We start from the raw sequence: 23780 nt of genomic DNA, 5'->3' as shown, positions 1-23780 counted from the left end.
TTCATTCATATTAGTTATAATTAACTTCTTGTCGCTGTTCCATTCGCTCTTCAAACTCATCATTTGAACCAACAATAATACTTTCATAATCTCTCATTCCTGTCCCTGCTGGAATTCTATGTCCAACAATTACATTCTCTTTAAGACCTTCAAGTGTATCAACTTTACCGCTTACTGCAGCTTCATTTAATACTTTTGTTGTTTCTTGGAATGATGCTGCAGAGATAAATGATTTAGTCTGTAGCGAAGCTCTAGTAATACCTTGCAGTATTGGAGTTGCTGTAGCAGGAGACACATCTCTTGCAGTGACTAAATTTTTATCATCTCTACGTAAAGAAGAATTTTCATCTCTCAATTCGCGAAGAGAAATAATCTGTCCTGGTTTAAGTCTCTCACTTTCCCCCTCATCTTCAACAACTTTCATCCCAAACATTCCATCATTTTCTTCTATAAAATCAGATTTATGCACTAATTGATTCTCTAAGAAAATAGTATCTCCTGGATCCTGAATTCTTACTTTACGCATCATCTGTCGTACTACCACTTCAAAGTGCTTATCATTAATTTTCACCCCTTGTAGACGGTATACTTCTTGTACCTCATTAACCAAGTATTGTTGCACTGCAGAAGGTCCTTTAATTTTAAGAATATCTTCTGGAGTAGTAGAACCATCTGATAATGGCATTCCTGCACGTACATAATCATTTTCCTGAACCAGAATTTGATTAGAAAGTTTAACAAGATACTTTTTAATTTCTCCTATTCTAGATTCTACTATAATCTCTCTATTACCACGTTTAATTTTTCCAAATGATACTACACCATCTATCTCACTAACCACTGCAGGATTAGAAGGGTTACGTGCCTCAAATAATTCTGTTACCCTTGGAAGACCTCCAGTAATATCCCCTGCCTTAGCAGACTTACGTGGAATCTTAACCAAAATCTTACCTACCTTAATCTTATCCTCATCATCTACCATAAGGTGAGCCCCAACCGGAAGGTTATAAGAACGTAATACTTCATCTCCTTTTCCTAGTACATGTAACGTAGGTATTTTTTTCTTATCACGAGATTCAGAAATCACCTTTTCTTGGAAACCAGTTTGTTCATCAATCTCCACTTGATATGTAATTCCTTGCTCTATATTCTCGTATCTTACTCGACCAGCAAACTCAGAAATAATTACCCCATTATATGGATCCCACTGACATATAACTTGCTCTGCTGCAAGCACATCCCCATCTTTAATAAATAATTGAGAACCATAAGGGATTAAGTTTGTACTTAAAACAATTTTAGTTTTTGGGTCGATAATCTTAACTTCTGAGGTACGAGAAATTACTACATCAATTTCATTACCTTCGTTATCTTCTCCTTTTACTGTTTTCAGTTCTTCTATTTCAGCTTTTCCACCAAACTTAGATTTCAATTGATTTTCTTCAGAAATGTTACCTGCAATACCTCCCACGTGGAATGTACGTAAGGTAAGCTGAGTACCTGGTTCTCCAATAGATTGAGCAGCTACAACTCCTACAGCTTCTCCTCTCTGAACAGTTTTACCAGTTGCTAGGTTACGTCCATAACATTTTACACAGATTCCTTTTTTAGCTTCACAAGTTAATGCTGAACGAACTTCTACAGATTCTACAGGAGAATTCTCTATAATTTTAGCTGTAGCATCATCAATTTCTACTCCTGCTTCTACTAATACTTCTTCTGTTAAAGGATTAATAACATCTATTAATGAAGTTCTACCTACTATTCTAGCAGCTAATCCTTCTATAATTTCTTCATTCTTCTTTAATGGAGATACTTCTACTCCTCTAAGTGTACCACAATCCTCTATATTAACGATTACATCCTGTGCTACATCAACTAAACGACGTGTTAAATACCCAGCATCCGCAGTTTTAAGAGCCGTATCTGCAAGACCTTTACGAGCACCGTGAGTAGAGATAAAGTATTCTAAAATAGAAAGTCCTTCTTTAAAGTTAGAAAGAATTGGATTTTCAATAATTTCACCTCCAGCAGAACTAGCTTTCTTAGGTTTTGCCATCAATCCACGCATCCCCGTTAGCTGTCTAATTTGCTCTTTAGATCCCCTTGCTCCAGAATCAAGCATCATATATACCGAGTTAAACCCTTGTTGGTCTTCTCGAATACGCTTCATCGATAATTCTGTCAATTCCGCGTTTGTAGATGTCCATATATCAATTACCTGATTATAACGTTCGTTATTAGTAATCAATCCCATATTATAGTTAGCAACAATATTATCAACCTGAGTGTTAGCACTAGCAATCATAGTATGCTTCTCTTTTGGAATAATAATATCTCCTAAACTAAATGATAATCCTCCTTGGAATGCAAAGTTGTATCCTAAAGTTTTGATTTCATCTAAGAATGCTGCTGTTTCGGGAACACTGGTTACTTTTAATATACCTCCGATAATATCTCTAAGAGATTTTTTCGTTAGTACCTCATTAATATATCCAGCTTTTTCAGGAACCTTATCATTAAATAAAACTCTACCTGTAGTAGTTTCTATAATTTTAGTAACCAGTTCTCCATTTTCATCAATATCCTTAGTACGTACTTTAATATTAGCATTAATATTAAGTCGTTTCTCATTATAAGCAATCACTACTTCTTCTGGAGAATAAAAAGTTAAATCTTCTCCTTCTATTTTTAATTCTGGAGTAGATCTACGAGGCTTAGTCATATAATAAAGTCCTAGTACCATATCCTGAGAAGGTACAGTCACTGGAGACCCATTAGCTGGATTAAGAATATTATGTGATGCTAGCATCAATAGCTGAGCTTCTAAAATTGCTTCAGGTCCAAGAGGTAAATGTACTGCCATTTGATCTCCATCAAAATCGGCATTAAATGCAGTACAAACCAATGGGTGTAATTGTATTGCTTTACCTTCAATTAGTTTAGGCTGAAATGCCTGAATACCCAAACGGTGAAGTGTTGGAGCACGGTTTAGTAATACAGGGTGTCCTTTTAAAACATTTTCTAATATATCCCAAACAACAGGTTCTTTTCTGTCTATAATTTTCTTAGCAGATTTTACTGTTTTTACAATACCACGTTCAATCAATTTTCTGATTACAAATGGTTTATAAAGTTCCGCAGCCATATTTTTTGGAAGACCACACTCAAATAATTTTAATTCTGGTCCTACAACAATTACAGAACGTGCTGAATAATCTACACGTTTACCAAGTAAGTTCTGACGAAAACGTCCTTGCTTACCTTTTAAAGAATCAGATAACGATTTCAGTGGTCTGTTAGAGTCTGTTTTAACAGCAGAAGCTTTTCGTGTATTATCAAATAATGAATCAACAGATTCCTGAAGCATACGTTTTTCATTACGTAAAATAACTTCTGGAGCTTTAATTTCCATCAAACGTTTTAAACGGTTGTTACGAATAATTACACGTCGATATAAATCATTTAAATCTGATGTCGCGAAACGACCTCCATCTAATGGTACCAACGGGCGCAATTCTGGTGGAATTACTGGTACAACTTTAAGAATCATCCACTCTGGATTATTCTCTCTATTTTTATTAGCATCACGTAATGATTCTACAACCTGAAGACGTTTTAAGGCCTCAGTTTTACGTTGCTTAGATGTTTCATTATTCGCTTTATGCCTTAATTCATAAGATAATTCATCAAGGTCAATTCTTCTAAGAATTTCGATAAGGCATTCTGCCCCCATCTTAGCTATAAATTTATTAGGATCTGTATCATCAAGATAAAGATTCTCTTGAGGAAGACTATCTAATATGTTTAAATATTCTTCTTCAGTAAGGAAATCCATTTTCTGTACGGCTTCTCCTTCTTCATTTTTCGCAATACCTGGTTGGATCACTACATAACGTTCGTAGTAAATAATCATATCCAACTTCTTAGAAGGAAGGCCTAATAAATATCCTATTTTATTTGGTAAAGAACGAAAATACCAAATATGTGCTACAGGAACAACAAGGTTTATATGACCTACACGGTCTCTTCGTACTTTTTTCTCGGTAACCTCTACTCCACATCGATCACATACGATACCTTTGTAGCGAATTCTTTTATATTTACCACAAGCACATTCAAAGTCCTTTACAGGTCCAAAAATACGCTCGCAGAACAAACCATCACGCTCAGGTTTGTGAGTACGATAATTGATAGTTTCGGGTTTTAATACTTCTCCCTTAGATGCTGCTAAAATCGACTCAGGAGATGCTAAACCTATAGAGATTTTATTAAATCTCTTTACTGTATTCTTATCATTATTTCTTGCCATAATATATGGTTGCTAAAGAATTATTGTAATTTAAAATTGAATAATAATTTGATATACAAACTGTCTCCTTCGACAAGCTCAGGTGACAGTTTGATTATTTTATTATTATTCTTCTAATCTAATATCTAGACCCAGACCTTTTAATTCATGCATTAATACATTAAATGATTCTGGTAATCCAGGTTCTGGCATAGGTTCACCTTTAACAATACTTTCGTATGTTTTAGCTCTTCCTATAACATCATCAGATTTTACTGTCAATATCTCTCGTAAGGTTGCAGAAGCACCATAAGCTTCTAACGCCCAAACTTCCATTTCTCCAAAACGTTGCCCTCCAAACTGAGCCTTACCTCCAAGCGGTTGTTGAGTAATCAACGAGTAAGGACCTATTGAACGAGCGTGCATTTTATCATCTACCATATGCCCAAGTTTAAGCATATAAATCACTCCAACAGTTGCTGGTTGATCAAAACGGTCTCCTGTTCCTCCATCATATAAGTAAGTATGTCCAAATCTTGGAATTCCTGCTTCATCTGTAAATCCATTTATTTGATCTAATGTTGCTCCATCAAAAATTGGCGTAGCAAATTTTCTATGCAACTTTTGTCCTGCCCATCCTAATACTGTTTCATAAATCTGACCAATATTCATACGAGAAGGTACACCTAATGGGTTTAATACAATATCAACTGGTGTTCCATCTTCTAAGAACGGCATATCTTCTTCTCTTACGATACGGGCAACAATACCTTTGTTACCGTGACGACCTGCCATCTTATCTCCTACCTTAAGTTTACGTTTCTTGGCAATATAAACTTTTGCTAGTTTTATAATTCCAGAAGGTAATTCATCTCCTACAGAAATTGTAAATTTCTCTCTACGTAGATTACCTTGTAAATCATTTTCTTTAATCTTATAATTATGAATAAGATCCGCAACCATACGGTTTAAATCATCATCAGTAGTCCACATTCCTCTGGTAAGATGCGCATAATCATCAACACTATTCAGCATTTTTTGAGTATACTTCTTCCCTTTTGGAAGTACTTCTTCTCCAAGATCGTTCATAACTCCTTGAGAAGTTTTACCTCCAACAATAAGGAATAATTTATCAACTAATTCGGTTTTTAATAATTCGAATTTAGTATCATATGATCTTTCTAAAATCTCTATATCTTCCTTATCCTGAGATCGTTTTCTTTTATCTTTTATCGCACGAGCAAATAATTTTTTATCAATTACTACACCATGCAATGATGGAGAAGCTTTTAATGAAGCATCTTTAACATCACCTGCTTTATCTCCAAAGATTGCTCTTAATAACTTCTCTTCAGGAGTAGGATCACTTTCTCCTTTTGGAGTAATTTTTCCAATAAGAATATCACCTGGTTTAATTTCAGCACCAACTCTTATCATTCCGTTTTCATCAAGGTCTTTGGTAGCCTCTTCTGAAACATTAGGAATGTCATTCGTTAATTCTTCATTTCCTAGTTTAGTATCTCTAACTTCAAGAGAATACTCATCAATATGAATAGAAGTAAAAATATCTTCTCTTACTACTTTTTCAGAAATTACAATCGCATCCTCAAAGTTATACCCTTTCCAAGGCATAAAGGCTACTTTCATATTTCTACCAAGAGCTAATTCTCCTTTTTCTGTAGCGTATCCCTGACATAAAACCTCTCCTTTCTTAACACGATCTCCTACATTTACTATAGGTTTCAAGTTAATATTAGTTCCTTGATTGGTTTTTCTGAATTTTATTAATTCATATGTTTTAGAATCACTTTCAAAACTTACCATTCTTTGTTCTTCAGTTCTATCATACTTGATAGTGACCTTCTGAGCATCTACATATTCAACAACTCCGTTTCCTTCTGAATTAATCAATACCCTAGAGTCTGAAGCTACCTGACGTTCTAGTCCTGTTCCTACAATAGGTGCATCTACTCTTAATAATGGTACTGCCTGACGCATCATATTGGATCCCATCAAAGCACGGTTTGCATCATCATGTTCTAAGAATGGAATTAACGATGCAGAAATAGAAGCAATTTGATTAGGAGCAACATCGGCATAATTTACATTAGTAGGATCAATCACAGGGAAATCTCCTTCCATACGTGCAATTACCTTTTCTGCAGTAACATTACCTTCATCCGTCATAGGGATATTAGCTTGTGCTATCAGTTTTTCTTCTTCTTCTTCTGCACTTAAGTATCTATATTCAGCAATATCCACCTTACCATCAGTTACTTTACGATAAGGGGTTTCTAAGAATCCCATTGAGTTTACCTTAGCAAAAACGGCTAAAGAAGATATCAATCCAATATTTGGTCCTTCAGGAGTTTCAATAGGACATAAACGTCCATAATGTGTATAGTGTACATCACGTACTTCAAACCCTGCACGCTCACGAGATAAACCACCTGGCCCTAGTGCAGAAAGTCTACGTTTATGTGTAATCTCTGCTAATGGATTCGTTTGATCCATAAATTGAGATAACTGATTGGTCCCAAAGAATGAATTAATTACAGATGATAAGGTCTTTGCATTGATCAAGTCAATTGGCGTAAACACTTCATTATCTCTAACATTCATTCGTTCTCTAATGGTACGAGCCATACGAGCTAAACCAACGCCAAACTGCTGTGATAATTGTTCTCCTACAGTTCTAACACGACGATTAGAAAGGTGGTCAATATCATCTATCTCAGCTTTAGAATTAATTAATTCTATCAAATATTTTATGATGGTAATAATATCTTCTTTGGTAAGCACTTGCTTATCCATTTCGATATTAAGCCCTAATTTTTTATTCATTCTATAACGACCTACTTCACCTAAGTTGTATCGTTGATCAGAAAAGAATAATTTATCAATAATACCTCTTGCTGTCTCTTCATCAGGCGGTTCTGCATTACGCAATTGACGGTATATATGCTCTACTGCTTCTTTTTCAGAGTTCGTAGGGTCTTTCTGTAATGTGTTATGAATAATTGCATAATCACCTTTTTGATTATCTTCTTTATGAAGTAAAATTGCTTTTGCTCCAGATTCTATAATCTCTTCAAGATGATCTTTATCTAAAATCGTATCTCGATCTAAAACAATCTCATTACGTTCTATAGATACTACTTCTCCTGTATCTTCATCCACGAAGTCTTCATGCCATGTATTTAATACACGAGCAGCTAACTTACGCCCTAATACTTTTTTTAATCCAGATTTAGAAACTTTTACTTCTTCTGCAAGATCAAATATTTCTAAAATATCTTTATCACGCTCAAATCCTATTGCGCGGAAAAGTGTAGTTACTGGTAATTTTTTCTTTCTATCGATATAAGCGTACATTACACTATTAATATCGGTAGCAAATTCTATCCAAGATCCTTTAAAAGGGATGACTCTTGCAGAATACAATTTAGTTCCATTTGCATGAAATGATTGTCCAAAGAATACTCCAGGTGAACGGTGTAATTGAGATACGACAACTCTCTCGGCACCATTAATACAAAAAGTACCACTAGGTGTCATATAAGGTATGGTACCCAAATAAACGTCCTGAACAATAGTCTCAAAATCTTCGTGTTCTGGATCTGTACAGAATAGTTTAAGTCGTGCTTTTAAAGGTACACTATACGTAAGACCTCTTTCGATACATTCTTGAAGATCGTATCTTGGAGGATCTACAAAATAATCTAAAAATTCTAGTACAAATTGATTACGTGTGTCTGTAATCGGGAAGTTTTCCATGAAGGTATTATATAGACCTTCGTTTCCTCTTTCTTCAGATTTTGTTTCTAATTGAAAGAAATCCTGGAAGGATTTAATCTGAATATCTAGGAAATCTGGATAATCAGGTCTATTCTTTACAGAAGAGAAATTCAATCTTTCAGTTTGCGTTGCTAACATCAATGGACGGAATTAAATTAAAATTTTAAAAAAGGTGCGTATTTTAACACTTAATGTTTATATACGCAAAATGGTTTAGACCACAGAGAACATTCTCTGGGTCTAAACCTATATGTCAATAATGGTAAGCTTATTTAAGCTCAACCTCAGCTCCAGCCTCTTCTAATTGAGCTTTAAGAGCTTCTGCTTCATCTTTAGATATTCCTTCTTTGATTGCTTTAGGAGCTTCATCAACTAACCCTTTAGCATCTTTAAGACCAAGACCTGTAAGTTCTTTTACAAGTTTTACAACTGCTAATTTAGCACCTCCTGCAGCCTTAAGGATTACATCAAATTCTGTTTTTTCTTCAGCAGCATCACCACCAGCGGCAGCACCACCAGCAACAGCTACTGCAGCAGCAGCAGGTTCGATACCATATTCTTCTTTTAATATATCAGCTAACTCATTAACTTCTTTTACTGTTAAGTTAACTAATTGTTCTGCGAAATCTTTTAAATCTGCCATTTTCTATCGTTTTAAATAATTTTTTTTGTAATTGAAATATAATTGTTAAAAAGTGCGTACACTACTGTTATTATCCTTCTTTTTCGGATAATGTTTTAAGGATACCAGCTATTTTACCTCCACTTGATTTTAACGCAGAAACTACGTTTTTAGCAGGAGACTGTAATAGACCGATAATATCTCCGATAACTTCTTCCTTAGACTTAATATTAACTAAAGCATCTAAGTTTTCATCACCTACATATACTGCTTCTTCTACAAATGCTCCTTTTAATAGTGGTTTCTCTGATTTCTTACGAAATTCTTTGATAACCTTTGCTGGTGCATTACTGGTTTCAGAAAATAATATTGAAGTATTACCTTTTAATGTGGTTGGTAAATCTCCAAAATCCTTATCAGAATTCTCCATCGCTTTTGCAAGGAGTGTATTCTTTACTACTTTTAATGATACGTCGGCTTTAAAACAAGCTCTACGTAAATTTGAAGTTGTTCCTGCATCTAATCCTGAAATATCAGCTAAATATATAACAGCATTTTCAGCTAACTGAGCAGTTAAGTCTTCAATTACTAGTGATTTTTCTTCTCTTGTCATAATCGTTTATCTTAATTACCCAGCAAAGTTTTTAGAATCAACTTCTATACCTGGACTCATTGTAGAAGACATATATATAGATTTAATATATACTCCTTTTGCAGTCTGTGGTTTTAACTTTACTAATGTTGTTATTAATTCTTTAGCATTTCCTTCTAGTTTATCTGCATCAAAAGATGCTTTTCCTATTGCTGCATGAACAATACCAGTTTTATCAACTTTAAAATCAATTTTACCAGCTTTAACATCAGATACTGCTTTTGCAACATCCATAGTTACTGTCCCTGTTTTTGGGTTAGGCATTAATCCACGAGGTCCTAATATTCTTCCTAATGGTCCTAATTTACCCATAACACTAGGCATGGTGATGATTACATCGACATCTGTCCAACCACCTTTAATTTTTTCAAGGTATTCATCTAAACCTATAAAATCAGCTCCTGCTTCTTTAGCTTCGGCTTCTTTATCTGGTGTTACTAATGCTAATACTTTAACATCTTTTCCTGTTCCGTGAGGTAATGTTACCACACCACGTACCATCTGATTCGCTTTACGTGGATCTACGTTCAAACGAACAGCAAGATCTACAGAAGCATCAAAATTTACGCTTGTTATTTCTTTTACTAAAGCAGAAGCTTCATCTAATGAATACGCTTTATTATTATCAATCTTAGCGTGTGCTTCTTTTTGCTTTTTAGTTACTTTTGCCATTTTGTAAACGTTTTTGGATTAAAAAGGAGCTTCTCCTTTTACAGTTACACCCATTGAGCGAGCAGTACCAGCGATCATTTTCATAGCAGACTCTACAGTAAATGCATTTAAATCTTGCATTTTATCTTCTGCTATTGTACGAACTTGATCCCAAGTAACACTTGCTACTTTTTTACGGTTAGGCTCTCCAGAACCTTTTTTCTGTTTTGCTGCTTCCAGTATCTGAACAGCTGCTGGTGGAGTTTTTATAACAAAGTCAAAAGACTTGTCTGTATACACATTAATTACAACTGGTAATACCTTACCAGCTTTATCTTGTGTTCTACCATTGAATTGCTTACAGAATTCCATGATATTTACTCCGGCAGCACCTAAAGCAGGTCCAACTGGTGGGGATGGGTTTGCTGCACCTCCACGCACTTGTAATTTTACTACTTTACCTATCTCTTTAGCCATTTTTCTAATTTTAAATTAGAATTGTTCTATAAGTGGAAGCAAAAGAACAACTCTGGATCTATAATGTAACAATTATTATATTTTTTCTACTTGCATATAACTTAGCTCTAGTGGTGTTTTTCTTCCAAAAATCTTAACCATTACTTCTAGTTTACGCTTTTCTTCGTTTACTTTTTCAACTGTACCATTAAATCCATTAAACGGACCATCAATTACCTTTACTGTTTCTCCAACAGTATAAGGAATTGCTACGTTATCAGTTTTAACTGCTAGTTCATCAACTTTACCTAACATTCTATTAATTTCAGATTTTCTTAATGGCACAGGATCTCCTCCTTTTACTTCGCCTAGAAATCCAATCACACCATTAATAGATTTAATTATGTGAGGTACTTCTCCAGAAAGGTTTGCTTCTATCATAACATAACCTGGAAAATATACTCTTTCTTTATTTATTTTTTTTCCATTACGGATTTGCACTACTTTTTCCGTAGGAACAAGAATCTGAGAAATATAATCTTCAAGTCCCATATGAGCTATCTCGCGCTCAATATAGTCTTTAACTTTATTTTCTTGACCACTTACTGCCCTTACCACGTACCATTTCTTGGAGTTATCTACTTCAGCCATTTTAACTATTTAAGATTTAACCAAAGTAAAGTAGTATTCTATTACATTACTAAACGTAGTATCAATACCCCATATAGCCAAAGAGAAAATAACCGAAAAAATGATTACAACTAAAGTAAGTTTTTGTGCTTCCGCCCACGGAGTCCACGTTACATGATTCTTTAGCTCGCTATATGATTCTGTAATATAATTTATTAATCCAGCCATCTTCTTATTTATTTTTTAAACAAAATTAGATAAACCCTAATTTCGCTATAAAACTTCATTATTACAATCAACTTTAAGTAAAAATGTTGATTGACTTAGCACGGGTTGAGAGACTCGAACTCACGACACCTGGTTTTGGAGACCAGTGCTCTACCAACTGAGCTAAACCCGTAACATAAGTCAAGGTATTCGTATTGACGAATACCTCAACTTTTATTTACAATATATTGTAATTAGTCTAAAATTTCAGTTACCTGACCTGCACCTACTGTTCTTCCTCCTTCACGGATAGCAAAACGTAGTCCTACATTCATAGCAATTGTCTGAATTAGCTCAACAGTGATTGTTAAGTTATCTCCAGGCATTACCATTTCAACTCCTTCAGGAAGTGCAATATTTCCTGTTACATCAGTAGTACGTACATAGAACTGAGGACGGTAGTTATTATGGAATGGAGTATGACGTCCACCTTCTTCTTTTTTAAGGATATACACCTCTGCTTTAAACTTTTGGTGTGGAGTTACAGTACCCGGCTTAACGATTACCATTCCTCTTGATATCTGAGTTTTTTCAATACCTCTTAATAAGATACCTGCATTATCTCCTGCTTCTCCTCTATCAAGGATTTGGCGGAACATTTCGATACCTGTAATTGTAGATGTTAATTTCTCAGCACCCATACCAATGATCTCAACAGGATCTCCTGTATTAGCGATTCCAGTTTCGATACGTCCTGTTGCTACAGTACCACGACCTGTAATAGAAAATACATCTTCTATCGGCATTAAGAAAGGCTTATCTACATCTCTTTCAGGAAGTTCAATCCAAGCATCTACAGCAGCCATAAGCTCCATTACTGTATCAACCCATTTTTTCTCACCATTAAGAGCTCCTAGTGCAGAACCTGAAATTACAGGACCGTTATCACCATCATATTCATAGAAAGAAAGAAGATCTCTAACTTCCATCTCTACAAGCTCTAATAATTCCTCATCATCAACCATATCCACTTTATTAAGGAATACAACGATTCTAGGAATACCTACCTGACGTCCTAAAAGTATGTGCTCACGAGTTTGCGGCATAGGACCATCAGTAGCAGCAACTACTAAAATCGCTCCATCCATCTGAGCAGCACCAGTAACCATGTTCTTTACATAATCGGCGTGACCTGGACAATCTACGTGTGCGTAATGACGATTTTGTGTTTGGTACTCTACGTGAGATGTATTGATAGTAATACCTCTTTCTTTTTCTTCAGGAGCATTATCGATTTGATCGAAATCTCTTGCTTCAGAAAGACCTGCATCAGCTAATACCTTAGTAATCGCAGCAGTTAAAGTCGTTTTACCGTGATCAACGTGTCCAATAGTACCAATATTTAAGTGTGGTTTGGAACGATCAAAAGTTTCCTTTGCCATAATTAATTTATTTAATCTTAGTTATATATTAGTGTTCAATTATAAAATTCTGAACCTAGAGCCAATGACGAGATTTGAACTCGTGACCTCTTCCTTACCAAGGAAACGCTCTACCCCTGAGCTACACCGGCTTTTTAACAGATATAATGAAAAACCAGAGCACTTTCATTACTATTAGAAAGAAATCCAATCAATCATTACATTTATATTAAAAATCCAATCTTAAATTAACTAGTAAATCAAGATTTGCTCTAATTTTAGAGCTAGAAACTGAGGCTTAATCAGACTCTACTCAGTACAAGTTTTTCAACCTGTTTTTCATTAATTAATTATAAAAATTTAATTAATTATGAAAATAGAGCGGGAGACCAGGTTCGAACTGGCGACATTCAGCTTGGAAGGCTGACGCTCTACCAACTGAGCTACTCCCGCTTGTAAATTTCAAAATAATATTTAAAAAATTATTTCAAAACTTTATTTTCACATTAGAATTACTTTACAGAAGCTTTCTTACTACTTTAAATCAAGTACCTAAAAATATTCTAAATTAAGTGGGGAGAGCAGGATTCGAACCTGCGAAGACGTAGTCAGCAGATTTACAGTCTGCCCTCGTTGGCCGCTTGAGTATCTCCCCAATTGAAAAAAATCAATATTTTATTAATGAACTTATGAATTTTGAGTGCGCAAAAATAGTAATTTATTTCACAATTCAAAACTCTAATTAAAAAACTTATTTATTTATTAAATATTTAAGTTTTTTAGAGCCGATGGAGGGACTCGAACCCACGACCTGCTGATTACAAATCAGCTGCTCTAGCCAGCTGAGCTACATCGGCTTTTCACTATGTTTTAGAACATAAAAAAGTCCGCTATTTCTAACGGACTGCAAATGTATACTATTTTATTACTTTCACAAAATAATTTTCGAGAAAAATAATCAAAAATGTGCATTTAATTTTTCTTTACGTTTTTTTAACTGCCTTTCAAGTGAACTAACACACTCATCCACACCTTCTTCAAAGGTTTTATTAATCTTTTTAGTCATAAACTCATCTCCAGGAACACTTAATAAAATTTCAGTAATTTTATTTTCCTTACTACTTGTATTCATAACTTTCAAAAAAACATCTGCATAAATTATTCGATTAAAATGAGTTTCTAATTTATCTAACTTAGTCTGGAGAAAATCCACCAATTTTTGATCTACATTAAAATTTACGGATTGCAAGTTCACTTTCATACTTACTTGATTTAATTGGTTGAACGAAATTTTTAATAAGCCAAAAAGATTGACAAGCCAACAACTTGTCCTTTACTTTTTATTCCTAGGATGAGATTGTTTATACACTTTCGATAACTGAGACACACTATGATGCGTATACACCTGAGTAGCAGCTAAACTGGAATGACCAAGCAATTCTTTTACAGCATTTAGGTTTGCTCCTTCATTTAGCAAATGTGTCGCAAAAGAATGTCTTAAGATATGCGGACTTTTTTTTACTTTTGAAGATGCCTTACTAAAATAGCTATTTATGACACGATACACAAGTGTTTCGTAGATTTTAACTCCTTTTTTTGTCAAAAACAAAAAAGAAACTTCTGACTCTATAACCAAATCAGATCTTAAAACTAAATACGTTTTTATAGTCTCACAGACCGACGAAAGAAGCGGCAGGTATCTTTCCTTATTTCGCTTACCTAAAACCTTAATCTGCTTATTAGCTAAATCAATATCAGAAATCTTAAGATCTACCAATTCTATTCTTCGGATCCCTGTTGCATAAAAAAGCTCTACAATCAATCTATCTCGAACACTTTCATAATCTTCCTTATCCGTAAGAATACTCAAAACATCTTGAACTTCTTGCAAAGAAAAGGGTACTTGAAGTTTTTTAGACTCTTTTAAAGCTCTATGTTTCAGTAAAGGCGTCTTGTCTATCTGCCCTACTTTAAGCAAAAATCGATAATATGCTTTAAGAGAAGACACTTTTCTATTAACCGTTCTATTAGAAACCCCATCATCAACCAAGTTCACTATCCAAAATCGGATTTGCGAGTAATTAGCCTCTATCACTTTTGCACCTTCATACTCTATCTCATAAAATTCAAAAAAAGACAATAAATCTGCTTTATAAGCTGTTACTGTATGCTTAGAATATTTTTTTTCAAGAAATAAGTAGTCTATAAACTCTGAAATAAACATAAAAAAAACCGTTAGAAAACAAAAGTATGAAACTTTTACTCTTCTAACGGTTAAAATTTATAACGAAAAACGAAGTCTATTCTTTGCTCCCAAAGAACTCAAAATAGCGACGCTATTAACATTTAAATCTCTTCTTGATCTCTTAAGTGCTGAATATATTGCGCTTTTTGGATCTGTGCTCTTCTTTCTATAGAAGGCTTTGAAAACGCTTGACGCTTACGAAGCTGACGCATTGTTCCTGTTCGATCAAATTTTCTTTTAAAACGCTTTAACGCTCTATCTATATTTTCTCCGTCTTTAACTGGTATAATTAACATAGTGGCACCTCCTTTCTTTAGAAATAATTAGGGCGCAAATATAACATAAAACTATTACCCACAAAACGTTATTAAATAAATAATTTAATATTTTTTTTTAAACCTTAATAGAAACCTAGGATCTTTAACCCGAATTATGTCATAGAAAACCCATCCCTTCTTAAAACTGCTGTAAACATTATCTCTCCGCTGAGTTTTTTAATTTCATCATGTGGTGCTATGTTAACATCAAGAAAATATCTTTCTTTATTGCTTTTTCAAATTTTATAACGAAGTTGTATTGTATACTTTGGATTTACCGCAATAAAATTCTCTTTTTCGCTTATGCTTTAAAATAAAAAATAGCTGATTTTCTTTTACAGTAAATTCAAGGTGCAACTGATATAATTAATCTTCATCTACTCTATTCTTAACTTTACATCAAAACAAAAGCCATCTAAAACTTTATTAGATGACTTTATCAGTATTTAATTCTATTTACTGAATGGTTACAGATCTTTATGTTGCCGCTTTGTATTCTTTTTTATCAATAACAATTTTAGCTATAATTTCTCTTAGAATCTCTGAGGTTCCTCCTCCTATAGGTCCTAACCTACTATCTCTAGATAGTCTTGCTAGAGGATACTCTTCCATATATCCATATCCTCCTAATAATTGTAGACATTTATATATGGATTCATCTGCCATTTTTGTAGAAAGCAATTTAGACATACTGGCTTCTTTAACTACATATTGACCATCATTAAGCCTTTTAGCTATGGAGTAATTAAATTCTTTACACATTTCTACTTCACTTGCTATATCTGCTATAGTATGTCTTAAGGCCTGAAATTTATCTATCGTTCTTCCAAAGGCTTCTCTTTCTGACATATATCTTATGGTATACTCTAATGCATATTCTGCTCGTGCATGTGCATTAACTCCCATAATCAATCTTTCTAATGCAAAATGCTGCATTATATATGAAAACCCTTTATTTTCTTCTCCCATCAAATTACTAACAGGAATTCTCACATTATCAAAGGCTATTTCTCCTGTATCAGAAGCTCTCCAACCTAATTTATCTAATTTAGTTGCTGAGACTCCTGCTGTTTCTCTATCGATTACAAAGATACTTATTCCCTTATTACCTAATTCTGGTTTTGTTTTTGCAGCAACTACAAGGTAATCACTGTAAACTCCATTAGTAATAAATGTTTTAGATCCATTAATAATATAATGATCTCCGTCTTTAACTGCTGTTGTTCTCATTCCTGCAACATCAGATCCTCCAAAAGGCTCTGTTATACACAAACATCCTATTTTTTCTCCAGATATACTTGGGCGTAAATATGTTTCTTTTATATTGTGATCGCCTTCTTTATTAATATGTGTCATTGCGAGATATGCATGAGCCCACATTGCAGCTGCAAAGCCACCTGAGTTAATTTTTTGTAATTCTTCTAAGAATATAACTGTATAAAAAAGATCAAGATCTAACCCTCCATATTTTTCTGGATATGCTATACCAAAGTATCCCATTTCTCCAAATTTCTCCCAAATAAATCGATCTATACTTCCTGTTTTTTCCCACTTTTCTATATTTGGCGCAACTTCTTTCTTTAAAAACTCCCTAAGGCTTTGCCTAAATAATTCGTGCTCTTCTGTAAAATACATGTTATTCATATGATAACTTTATTTTTTAAATTAACTTATTACTGTGCATATATATGATTTGTCGTACTTATTCATCTATCAAAACCTATCTAGATTTCAAAAATCACAAATTAACGATTTATCAAATTTTACAGCATTTTTCAATAATTCTTATTTTATTGTCAAATATAATGCTATTTTATCTTTATTTTCTAAAGAAAAACTCTTGATTTTTCCTAATTCATCAAAACTTGAAACTTGCCCATTATGATCAATATAATCTCTAATATCTAAAGCGGTTTCAAAATCAATATATGGTACTTCAATTAATTCTTCAACAGACGCTTTATTTATATTGACTCTTTTTATTTTCTTAGAAGTTTTAACGGTAAACATCGATAGCGTTTTATTTTTTTGATATTCATACAGATTTAGATCTCCTAATTGTATATCGTTTACAAAACCTCCTATACGATTCCTATATTTAATTATTTTAATTGCTATAAAATCAGGTAGACCAACGCTCTTCTTAAGTTGTTCTACGGAGACTGTATTTAAATCTGCTTTCTGAGCATATGATTTAATAGGAAATACTTTTTTCTTGTATTTCCTAGTTGTCGTTTTATTTTTTGTCCAATCTGGAAATTTAAATAGTGGGGCTACTATTGTGAGAAGTGAGTCTGAAATCTTTGTAACTTTTTTAAAATCGGTAATCGAACGGATCCATTTCCCTTCTTTTCTATAAGCATAAAGTCTATCCAATTCTTCTGAAGAAAACCCTAACATATATCCTTTATGATCTGAAATAAAATTAGGATTAAAAGGTTGTATCCGATATATTTTTCTTTGTTTGGCTGAAATTTCTTTAAGAGAATCTACTTGTTGCTGAAATGATTGTAGCGCTACAAAATTATGTTTTTTTACTGCAACAGGAATTGGGTAAAAACAATATCCCAGAACTAGTACCACTATTATAAGTGATAAAACAAAAATCCCATTCCGAAAACGTGAATGTATTTCAAGATGGGATTTTTTATAATTCATTATAAAATAAAAAGCTACTTATTATTTGTTTGCTCCTTTTATCGCATCAAAATATCGTATCAATTCCTTTTTCACTGTTGGAAACAGGAAGAACAACCCTACCATATTAGGAAATACCATTGCAAATATCATAGCATCTGAGAATGCCCATATTGACCCCATACTTGCTGCTGCTCCGATAATCACAAATGTTAAAAATAATAATTTATATGTTAAATCTGCTGCTTTACCTCTACCGAATAAAAACTTCCATGATTGTAAACCATAATATGACCATGATATCATTGTAGATACTGCAAATAACACTACTGCTATAGTTAAGAAAATATTAGAATATGGTATATATTTTGCAAAAGCTGAAGCTGTTATACCAGCTCCTTCTTTTAATTCTCCATCTATAAGCACCTTCCCTTTAACATCTATATAGTTTACTCCATCAATTAGAACATTAAAAGTTCCATCTGCTTGTTCAATAGCACCTGGAATCCCTCCATAATCAAAGAAGCCTCCAAAATTAAAAATAACAATTACCAATGCAGTCATCGTACAAATAACCACCGTATCAATAAATGGCTCTAGTAATGCTACTAGTCCTTCACTGGCTGAGTATTTTGTTTTTACTGCTGAGTGTGCAATAGATGCTGATCCTGCTCCTGCTTCATTAGAAAATGCTGCTCTTTTAAAGCCTACTAATAAAACTCCTATAATACTTCCTACTCCTATTGCAGTGGGATTAAAAGCTTCGCTAATGATTAATGCTATGGCATCATCTACTAATGAAATATTTCCAAAAATGATGTATAAACATGCAATAATATACAATACAGCCATAAAAGGAACTACTTTTTCTGTTACCGAAGCGATACGTTTAATCCCTCCGATGATAATAATCCCTACAAGAACTGCTAATATTATTCCTATCCAAAAACCTGCTCCTGTACTTTGAAGTTCTAAAAGCTCTTTTAAAACAACTGTAGCTTGATTAGACTGAGCGGCATTACCTCCACCAAAAGAACCTCCGATACAAAATATAGCAAATATAACTGCTGTAATTTTTCCTAGTACCTTAAATCCTTTTTCCTTAAGTCCTTTACTTAGGTAATACATTGGTCCTCCATATACAGTACCATCTTCTCCTACATCTCTATACTGAACTCCAAGGGTACATTCTACAAATTTTGTAGACATTCCTAATAATCCACAAATAATCATCCAGAATGTTGCTCCTGGTCCTCCTAAGGCTATTGCTAAGGCTACACCTGCAATATTTCCATTTCCTACTGTTCCTGAAACCGCTGTCGCTAATGCCTGAAAATGTGAAACTTCTCCTTCTTTAGATTCATCTCTTATGGTATCTCTAATGTCTCCATCTACAGCAGCGGCAGAGTCTCCTAAACCATGCCCTTCTACATCATCATATTTACCTCTTACCACATTTATTGCTCTTCCAAAATATCGAATATTAGGGAAACCAAAATAAAGTGTAAAAAACAATGCACTTAATACTAATAATACTATAACAAAAGGAGCTCCTTCAAAAACTTCAAAAAAGATTACGTTGGAAAAAAAATCAGAAATAGGCTTAAAAGCCTCATCAATTTTTTTATCTAGACCTTTTTCTACGGTCTCTTGTGCAAATGTTAAAAATGGAATAGTAAGAGCTAAGAACGAAAGAAGAATTCTCTTCATAGTATTATGAGTTAATTAAATTTAATTGTTTAGATGCGAGCAAGATCCTAAAAAAAACGGTTGTTTACAATTTTTTTTAGGTTAAATGTTTTCTTATCATTAAATACCAAACTCCTTATTTAAGAGATTAATTTGTTCTGGACGACCAAGAACCACTATTTTAGAACCTGGTTTTAGAACAGTATTTGCTTCGGGATTTACAACATACTCTCCATCTGGAGATTTATATCCAATAATAGTACATCCTGTTCTAGATCTCATATTTATATTTAATATCGTCCTTTCTTTTTGATCTTCAAACATATCTTCAAAAGAGATCTCTTCTATATTTATTGATCTTTTTCCTACAATAGAAAGGTTGTCTAAAAATTCTATTAGATCAGGTACTACGACTAATGAAGCCATATGATCTCCTCCTATGCGATCTGGCATAATCACATTATCAGCACCTGCTAATCGTATTTTCTTATAAGAAGTATCTTGGGAGGCTCTACTTATTATTTTAAGGTCTTTATTAATCTGTCTTGAAGAAAGCACTATAAATAAATTATCAGCATCTTCTGGCAATGTACATATTAAACAAGATGCATTTCTTATACCTGCTTCTATCAAAACCTCATCTTCAGTAGCATTACCTTTTAGAAAAAACAGTTTTTCATTCTGATATTTTTCTATAACCTCATCTTCTTTTTCAACTATAACGAAAGGTTTATCATATGCTAATAGCTTTATTGCTGCTTGCCTACCATTACGTCCATAACCAATAATAATAGTATGATTCTCTATCTGGTGTATCATTTTCTGGGTTTTTCGATATTGAACTCTTTTAGGGTCACTCTTACTTACAATATATTCTGTTATAACAGATACTGCATATGCAAATATGGTTACACTAATCGTAATCAGAAATACAGTAAATAACTTTGCATTATCATCTAAAGGTTGTACTTCTCCAAAACCTACAGTAGACATTGTAATTACGGTCATATACAAAGCATCTACCCAAGAATAATCAGAAAAAAAGCGAAATCCTAATACTCCAATAACAATTACTGTTATCATCAAAATTAAAGCTATATATATTTTTGACCTACCCCAGTTATACATCCTTATCATAAATCAAATACAGAAGTCCGTTTAGTATAAATCAAATCTTTTAACTTCAGCCAAAATGCCATATTAAGGTAGATCACAAAACCTAAACCTACGGTAGCAAAAGTTAGATAAATAAAAAATAAACGCACATTTTTAGCTCGCATCCCTAACCTATCGGCTAATCTGGAAGAAACATAAAATCCATTGCGTTCTAAAAAATGTCTTAGGTTATAAAGCATTCTGCAAAATAATTATATTATCCTAGATTCCATTATCCTTGCAATAAATAATTTCCTATTGCGCATTTTAAACATGCTTTTTGATCACAATATGTATTCTTTAGCTGAATCACAGCCTGAGAATGTAGTGCATTCTTTACTGGGACTTTTAATTTTTTAAAATTATCGACAATACTATTTTTTTCATAAACTAATTGACAAATTAAATCAAAAATTTCTTCTTCTATATTTTTCCCTAGGCTTCTGGCATACATAAATTTTATAGGGATAATCGTATTAATAAGTAATAAATCAATAAATGGTTTTGTTATTCTCTTTTTACTAGTTTTTGATTCTTTTTCAAAAGTATAGTGGTTCTTCCAAAAATCACTTGCTTCGACCATAAAAAAACTATAAAAACCTTCTACTGTATTGATGCTAATGACTTCATTAAAAAGTTGATGATTTCTAAAATATAACATTGCAAATTGTGCTAAGCGTATCGTAGGAAAATTGGGAGGTCTTAATCTAAAAAATTGGAAACTTAACACTCCCCGAGTATTTAATTGAAATTTATGTTGTAAGAATTGATATTCTTTCTTTAGCGTCTTTGTATACTCATTTTCTATATCTTTTTCTAAAAATCCTGCCTGTCCAAAAAACAATGCTTCTAATTGATTTAGTTGGTTTGTACATTTTCTTATTATTGAAAAGTCTATTGAATTTGCTAAGCTTAAAAAAGCATCTCCATTTATTTTTAAACCAAAGTTCTTTGCCAGAAGTTTAAATAATACTGCCTCCCAATTATTCGAAGAATCCTTTAGAAGTTCTAGTATCATATTTGATTTTTGCTCTAATCTTTCTAAATATAATCTTTCTTGCCAATTAGAAATTATAAAGCTTGAGACTTCGGGTAATTGTTTTTCACAACTGATCCAGTCTCTAGTTCTTTTCTCAAAAAGATTTTGATACCGAATCAATATTCCCTGAGGGATATAATCTTTTAACTGTAGTGTTGGTATTACCGAATTGTCTTTTCTAAAAATATCCATATCATCTTCCCAAACTACATGAAGAATTACATTATCATATGCAGGATCATTCTCGTGATTATGAACATACCAATCACTTGACTTGATATGGACTTCTACATTTCCTGCCCATTTCTGGTTTTCTATAATAAGTCTTGCATTAAAAAAATCTGGTCCTGAATTATCTGTATTATGATTTCCTACTTGTTGGATGATTAGATTTTCATCTCTAGTAGTTTTAAGAATATTTGGTATTAGTTTTTTATGTTTCCATAAGTATTGAATAAAATCTTCTGTCATAGCTGATCAAAGTACTAAAATTTTATTTGATTTTCTATCCTACTTGTTTTTTTACCCCGTGTTTTTTTAAAAACAATTACAAACTCTTTTCTTAAACAAAAATTAACATTTAAATAACAAACTAACCCTCTTGGTATAGTATGATTTCTTAATAAAATTCTTAAAAATAAGTTAAATACACTTAAAAATGTACTAATGGTAAGATATTATGTATTAATGGAAAACTTAACAACAATTTCATTTCTTTTATTTGTTGTATCGAATTAAAGGGAAAATTAATTCACTCAAAAATATTTAAGATTATAAAGTAAAACCCTAAGCTAAGTTGAGTTTGTGTTAGGTTATTGATGGTTGCCATTTTTGGTGACCATCTTTATTTTTTTAGAGACTCTAAAAGGTAAATTTTATCGCTTTACTTTTTCTTTATTCTCTATATAATGATATCAGGATAAATATTAAATTTATTAAAAAACGCTTTTTTAAATTTTGAAGAATTAGAATAATTAAGAATATTCATAACTTCTTTTATAGACAATCCTTCTCCAATTATCATATTATATGAAGTTTCAAGCCTTTTATTATTAAAAAATTCTAATGGAGATTGGTTATGAATTTCTTTAAACATATTAAAGAAATTTGTTCTACTCATATTCGCCATAGTTGCTAATTGATCGACACCTACAAAAGGTTCTTTAAGATTACCTTTAAGATAATCACTTACTCTATAGATATTATCAACTTGTGTACTATTAATATTAAATGGATTACTTTCTGTATCCCATTTTAAAACATCTTTCCAAAAAGTTTCTAGTAATCGAACTCCTCTAGCAACAAAATATAAATAATTTTCTACTCTATCTGTATCTGGTTCTACAATTTGATCAAAGAGTTTTGATTGTTTATAGGAAAGGTAAAATTTATTAATGTCTTGATGAGAATATCTAATATAGCTATCTACTTTTTCGGCCATTCCTGCATTTTTTATAAAATACGGTTTAGTATATGAGCTTTTTAATACAATCATAGCAGATTTAACCTCTGCTCCTTTAGTTATATAAATTTGCTCTCCTTGTCTAGCATCCATGCATCGCATATTGCCTGGAGTATATCTATCTGAATAGGTACTAGTAATTTGATCTTCTTCTAATCTATGATTTAAAGCATATTTTCTAAAATGTAGTATAATATCTTTCTCATCAATAGGGGTTCTGATATATTTTATATCTGTATTTGCTTTATAATTATTTATTAAAAGAAAAACTTCTGGAGATATTTTATAATACAACACATATCCTTCTGCTATTTCTGATGGAAAATAGATCCGATCACAAGAGTTCCCAGAATTAAATTGATCTTTAAAATAATTCTTTAGCTTCGTAATATCAGAAAAGTCAAAAGAGTACTTAAGCATATCATTCCATTTTACACTTGTTGCTTTCATTGTATCCTAATGAAAATATGCTACAAATAATAAAGTATAAAAACACCCCTTTTATAAG

At 32.8% G+C, this 23780-nt stretch carries 19 protein-coding genes and 5 tRNA genes; all 24 read right to left on the bottom strand.

Annotation, left to right across the window (positions count from 1 at the left end; genetic code table 11):
- Positions 1 to 10 precede the first annotated feature (10 nt).
- The 24 genes from rpoC to N456_RS01680 all read right to left on the bottom strand — a co-directional run bounded on the left by rpoC (position 11) and on the right by N456_RS01680 (position 23722).
- Positions 11 to 4312 carry a DNA-directed RNA polymerase subunit beta' gene (gene rpoC / locus N456_RS01795; protein ID WP_062053272.1) on the bottom strand — a complete coding sequence of 1434 codons (4302 nt, stop codon included), beginning with the start codon at positions 4310 to 4312 and terminating at the stop codon, positions 11 to 13.
- A gap of 105 nt (positions 4313 to 4417) precedes the next feature.
- Positions 4418 to 8227 (bottom strand): DNA-directed RNA polymerase subunit beta, encoded by a 3810-nt coding sequence (gene rpoB / locus N456_RS01790; RefSeq protein ID WP_062053270.1) that lies wholly within the window; start codon positions 8225 to 8227, stop codon positions 4418 to 4420.
- A gap of 130 nt (positions 8228 to 8357) precedes the next feature.
- Positions 8358 to 8732, bottom strand: coding sequence for a 50S ribosomal protein L7/L12 (gene rplL, locus N456_RS01785; RefSeq protein ID WP_062053268.1), 375 nt, complete (start codon positions 8730 to 8732; stop codon positions 8358 to 8360).
- A gap of 70 nt (positions 8733 to 8802) precedes the next feature.
- The gene (gene rplJ / locus N456_RS01780; protein WP_062053266.1) at positions 8803 to 9324 is read right to left on the bottom strand and encodes a 50S ribosomal protein L10; all 522 of its coding nucleotides are present in this window, start codon (positions 9322 to 9324) and stop codon (positions 8803 to 8805) included.
- Between the two features lie 15 nt (positions 9325 to 9339).
- The gene (gene rplA / locus N456_RS01775) at positions 9340 to 10035 is read right to left on the bottom strand and encodes a 50S ribosomal protein L1 (protein ID WP_062053264.1); all 696 of its coding nucleotides are present in this window, start codon (positions 10033 to 10035) and stop codon (positions 9340 to 9342) included.
- 18 nt (positions 10036 to 10053) lie between these two features.
- The gene (gene rplK / locus N456_RS01770; protein WP_062053261.1) at positions 10054 to 10491 is read right to left on the bottom strand and encodes a 50S ribosomal protein L11; all 438 of its coding nucleotides are present in this window, start codon (positions 10489 to 10491) and stop codon (positions 10054 to 10056) included.
- Between the two features lie 75 nt (positions 10492 to 10566).
- Positions 10567 to 11121, bottom strand: coding sequence for a transcription termination/antitermination protein NusG (nusG, locus tag N456_RS01765; protein ID WP_062053259.1), 555 nt, complete (start codon positions 11119 to 11121; stop codon positions 10567 to 10569).
- Between the two features lie 9 nt (positions 11122 to 11130).
- On the bottom strand, positions 11131 to 11328 hold the full coding sequence (gene secE / locus N456_RS01760) for a preprotein translocase subunit SecE (protein WP_062053257.1): 198 nt from the start codon (positions 11326 to 11328) through the stop codon (positions 11131 to 11133).
- A 99-nt stretch (positions 11329 to 11427) separates the two neighbouring features.
- A tRNA-Trp gene (locus N456_RS01755) sits at positions 11428 to 11500 on the bottom strand.
- A gap of 61 nt (positions 11501 to 11561) precedes the next feature.
- Positions 11562 to 12749: an elongation factor Tu gene (tuf, locus tag N456_RS01750; RefSeq protein ID WP_062053255.1), complete on the bottom strand. Its 1188-nt coding sequence runs from the start codon at positions 12747 to 12749 to the stop codon at positions 11562 to 11564.
- Between the two features lie 59 nt (positions 12750 to 12808).
- Positions 12809 to 12880, bottom strand: a tRNA-Thr gene (locus N456_RS01745).
- A 228-nt stretch (positions 12881 to 13108) separates the two neighbouring features.
- A tRNA-Gly gene (locus N456_RS01740) sits at positions 13109 to 13181 on the bottom strand.
- A 120-nt stretch (positions 13182 to 13301) separates the two neighbouring features.
- Positions 13302 to 13383, bottom strand: a tRNA-Tyr gene (locus N456_RS01735).
- Between the two features lie 128 nt (positions 13384 to 13511).
- Positions 13512 to 13585, bottom strand: a tRNA-Thr gene (locus N456_RS01730).
- A 101-nt stretch (positions 13586 to 13686) separates the two neighbouring features.
- On the bottom strand, positions 13687 to 13989 hold the full coding sequence (gene hpf / locus N456_RS01725; protein WP_062053253.1) for a ribosome hibernation-promoting factor, HPF/YfiA family: 303 nt from the start codon (positions 13987 to 13989) through the stop codon (positions 13687 to 13689).
- Positions 13990 to 14061: 72 nt separating this feature from the next.
- Positions 14062 to 14952 (bottom strand): tyrosine-type recombinase/integrase, encoded by an 891-nt coding sequence (locus tag N456_RS01720; protein ID WP_062053251.1) that lies wholly within the window; start codon positions 14950 to 14952, stop codon positions 14062 to 14064.
- Between the two features lie 122 nt (positions 14953 to 15074).
- The gene (gene rpsU, locus N456_RS01715) at positions 15075 to 15269 is read right to left on the bottom strand and encodes a 30S ribosomal protein S21 (protein ID WP_062053249.1); all 195 of its coding nucleotides are present in this window, start codon (positions 15267 to 15269) and stop codon (positions 15075 to 15077) included.
- A 498-nt stretch (positions 15270 to 15767) separates the two neighbouring features.
- The gene (locus N456_RS01710) at positions 15768 to 16934 is read right to left on the bottom strand and encodes an acyl-CoA dehydrogenase family protein (protein ID WP_062053247.1); all 1167 of its coding nucleotides are present in this window, start codon (positions 16932 to 16934) and stop codon (positions 15768 to 15770) included.
- A gap of 141 nt (positions 16935 to 17075) precedes the next feature.
- Positions 17076 to 17873: a ComEA family DNA-binding protein gene (locus tag N456_RS01705; RefSeq protein WP_062053245.1), complete on the bottom strand. Its 798-nt coding sequence runs from the start codon at positions 17871 to 17873 to the stop codon at positions 17076 to 17078.
- A gap of 96 nt (positions 17874 to 17969) precedes the next feature.
- Positions 17970 to 19637: an alanine/glycine:cation symporter family protein gene (locus N456_RS01700; protein WP_062053243.1), complete on the bottom strand. Its 1668-nt coding sequence runs from the start codon at positions 19635 to 19637 to the stop codon at positions 17970 to 17972.
- A gap of 99 nt (positions 19638 to 19736) precedes the next feature.
- Complete coding sequence (locus N456_RS01695; RefSeq protein WP_062053241.1) at positions 19737 to 20744, bottom strand: NAD-binding protein; 1008 nt, start codon at positions 20742 to 20744, stop codon at positions 19737 to 19739.
- Positions 20745 to 20749: 5 nt separating this feature from the next.
- Positions 20750 to 20971, bottom strand: a complete 222-nt coding sequence (locus tag N456_RS01690; protein WP_062053239.1) for a PspC family transcriptional regulator — start codon at positions 20969 to 20971, stop codon at positions 20750 to 20752.
- A 32-nt stretch (positions 20972 to 21003) separates the two neighbouring features.
- Entirely contained in the window at positions 21004 to 22281 is a 1278-nt protein-coding gene (locus N456_RS01685) for a DUF2851 family protein (RefSeq protein WP_062053237.1), read from the bottom strand.
- Between the two features lie 430 nt (positions 22282 to 22711).
- Positions 22712 to 23722 (bottom strand): helix-turn-helix domain-containing protein, encoded by a 1011-nt coding sequence (locus tag N456_RS01680; RefSeq protein ID WP_062053235.1) that lies wholly within the window; start codon positions 23720 to 23722, stop codon positions 22712 to 22714.
- Between the last annotated feature and the right edge of the window lie 58 nt (positions 23723 to 23780).

The organism is Aquimarina longa SW024, assembly GCF_001401755.1.
GTDB classification, from domain to species: Bacteria; Bacteroidota; Bacteroidia; order Flavobacteriales; family Flavobacteriaceae; genus Aquimarina; species Aquimarina longa.
Note: the sequence above shows the minus strand (reverse complement) of the source record. Positions and strands in the feature narration are given on the sequence as shown.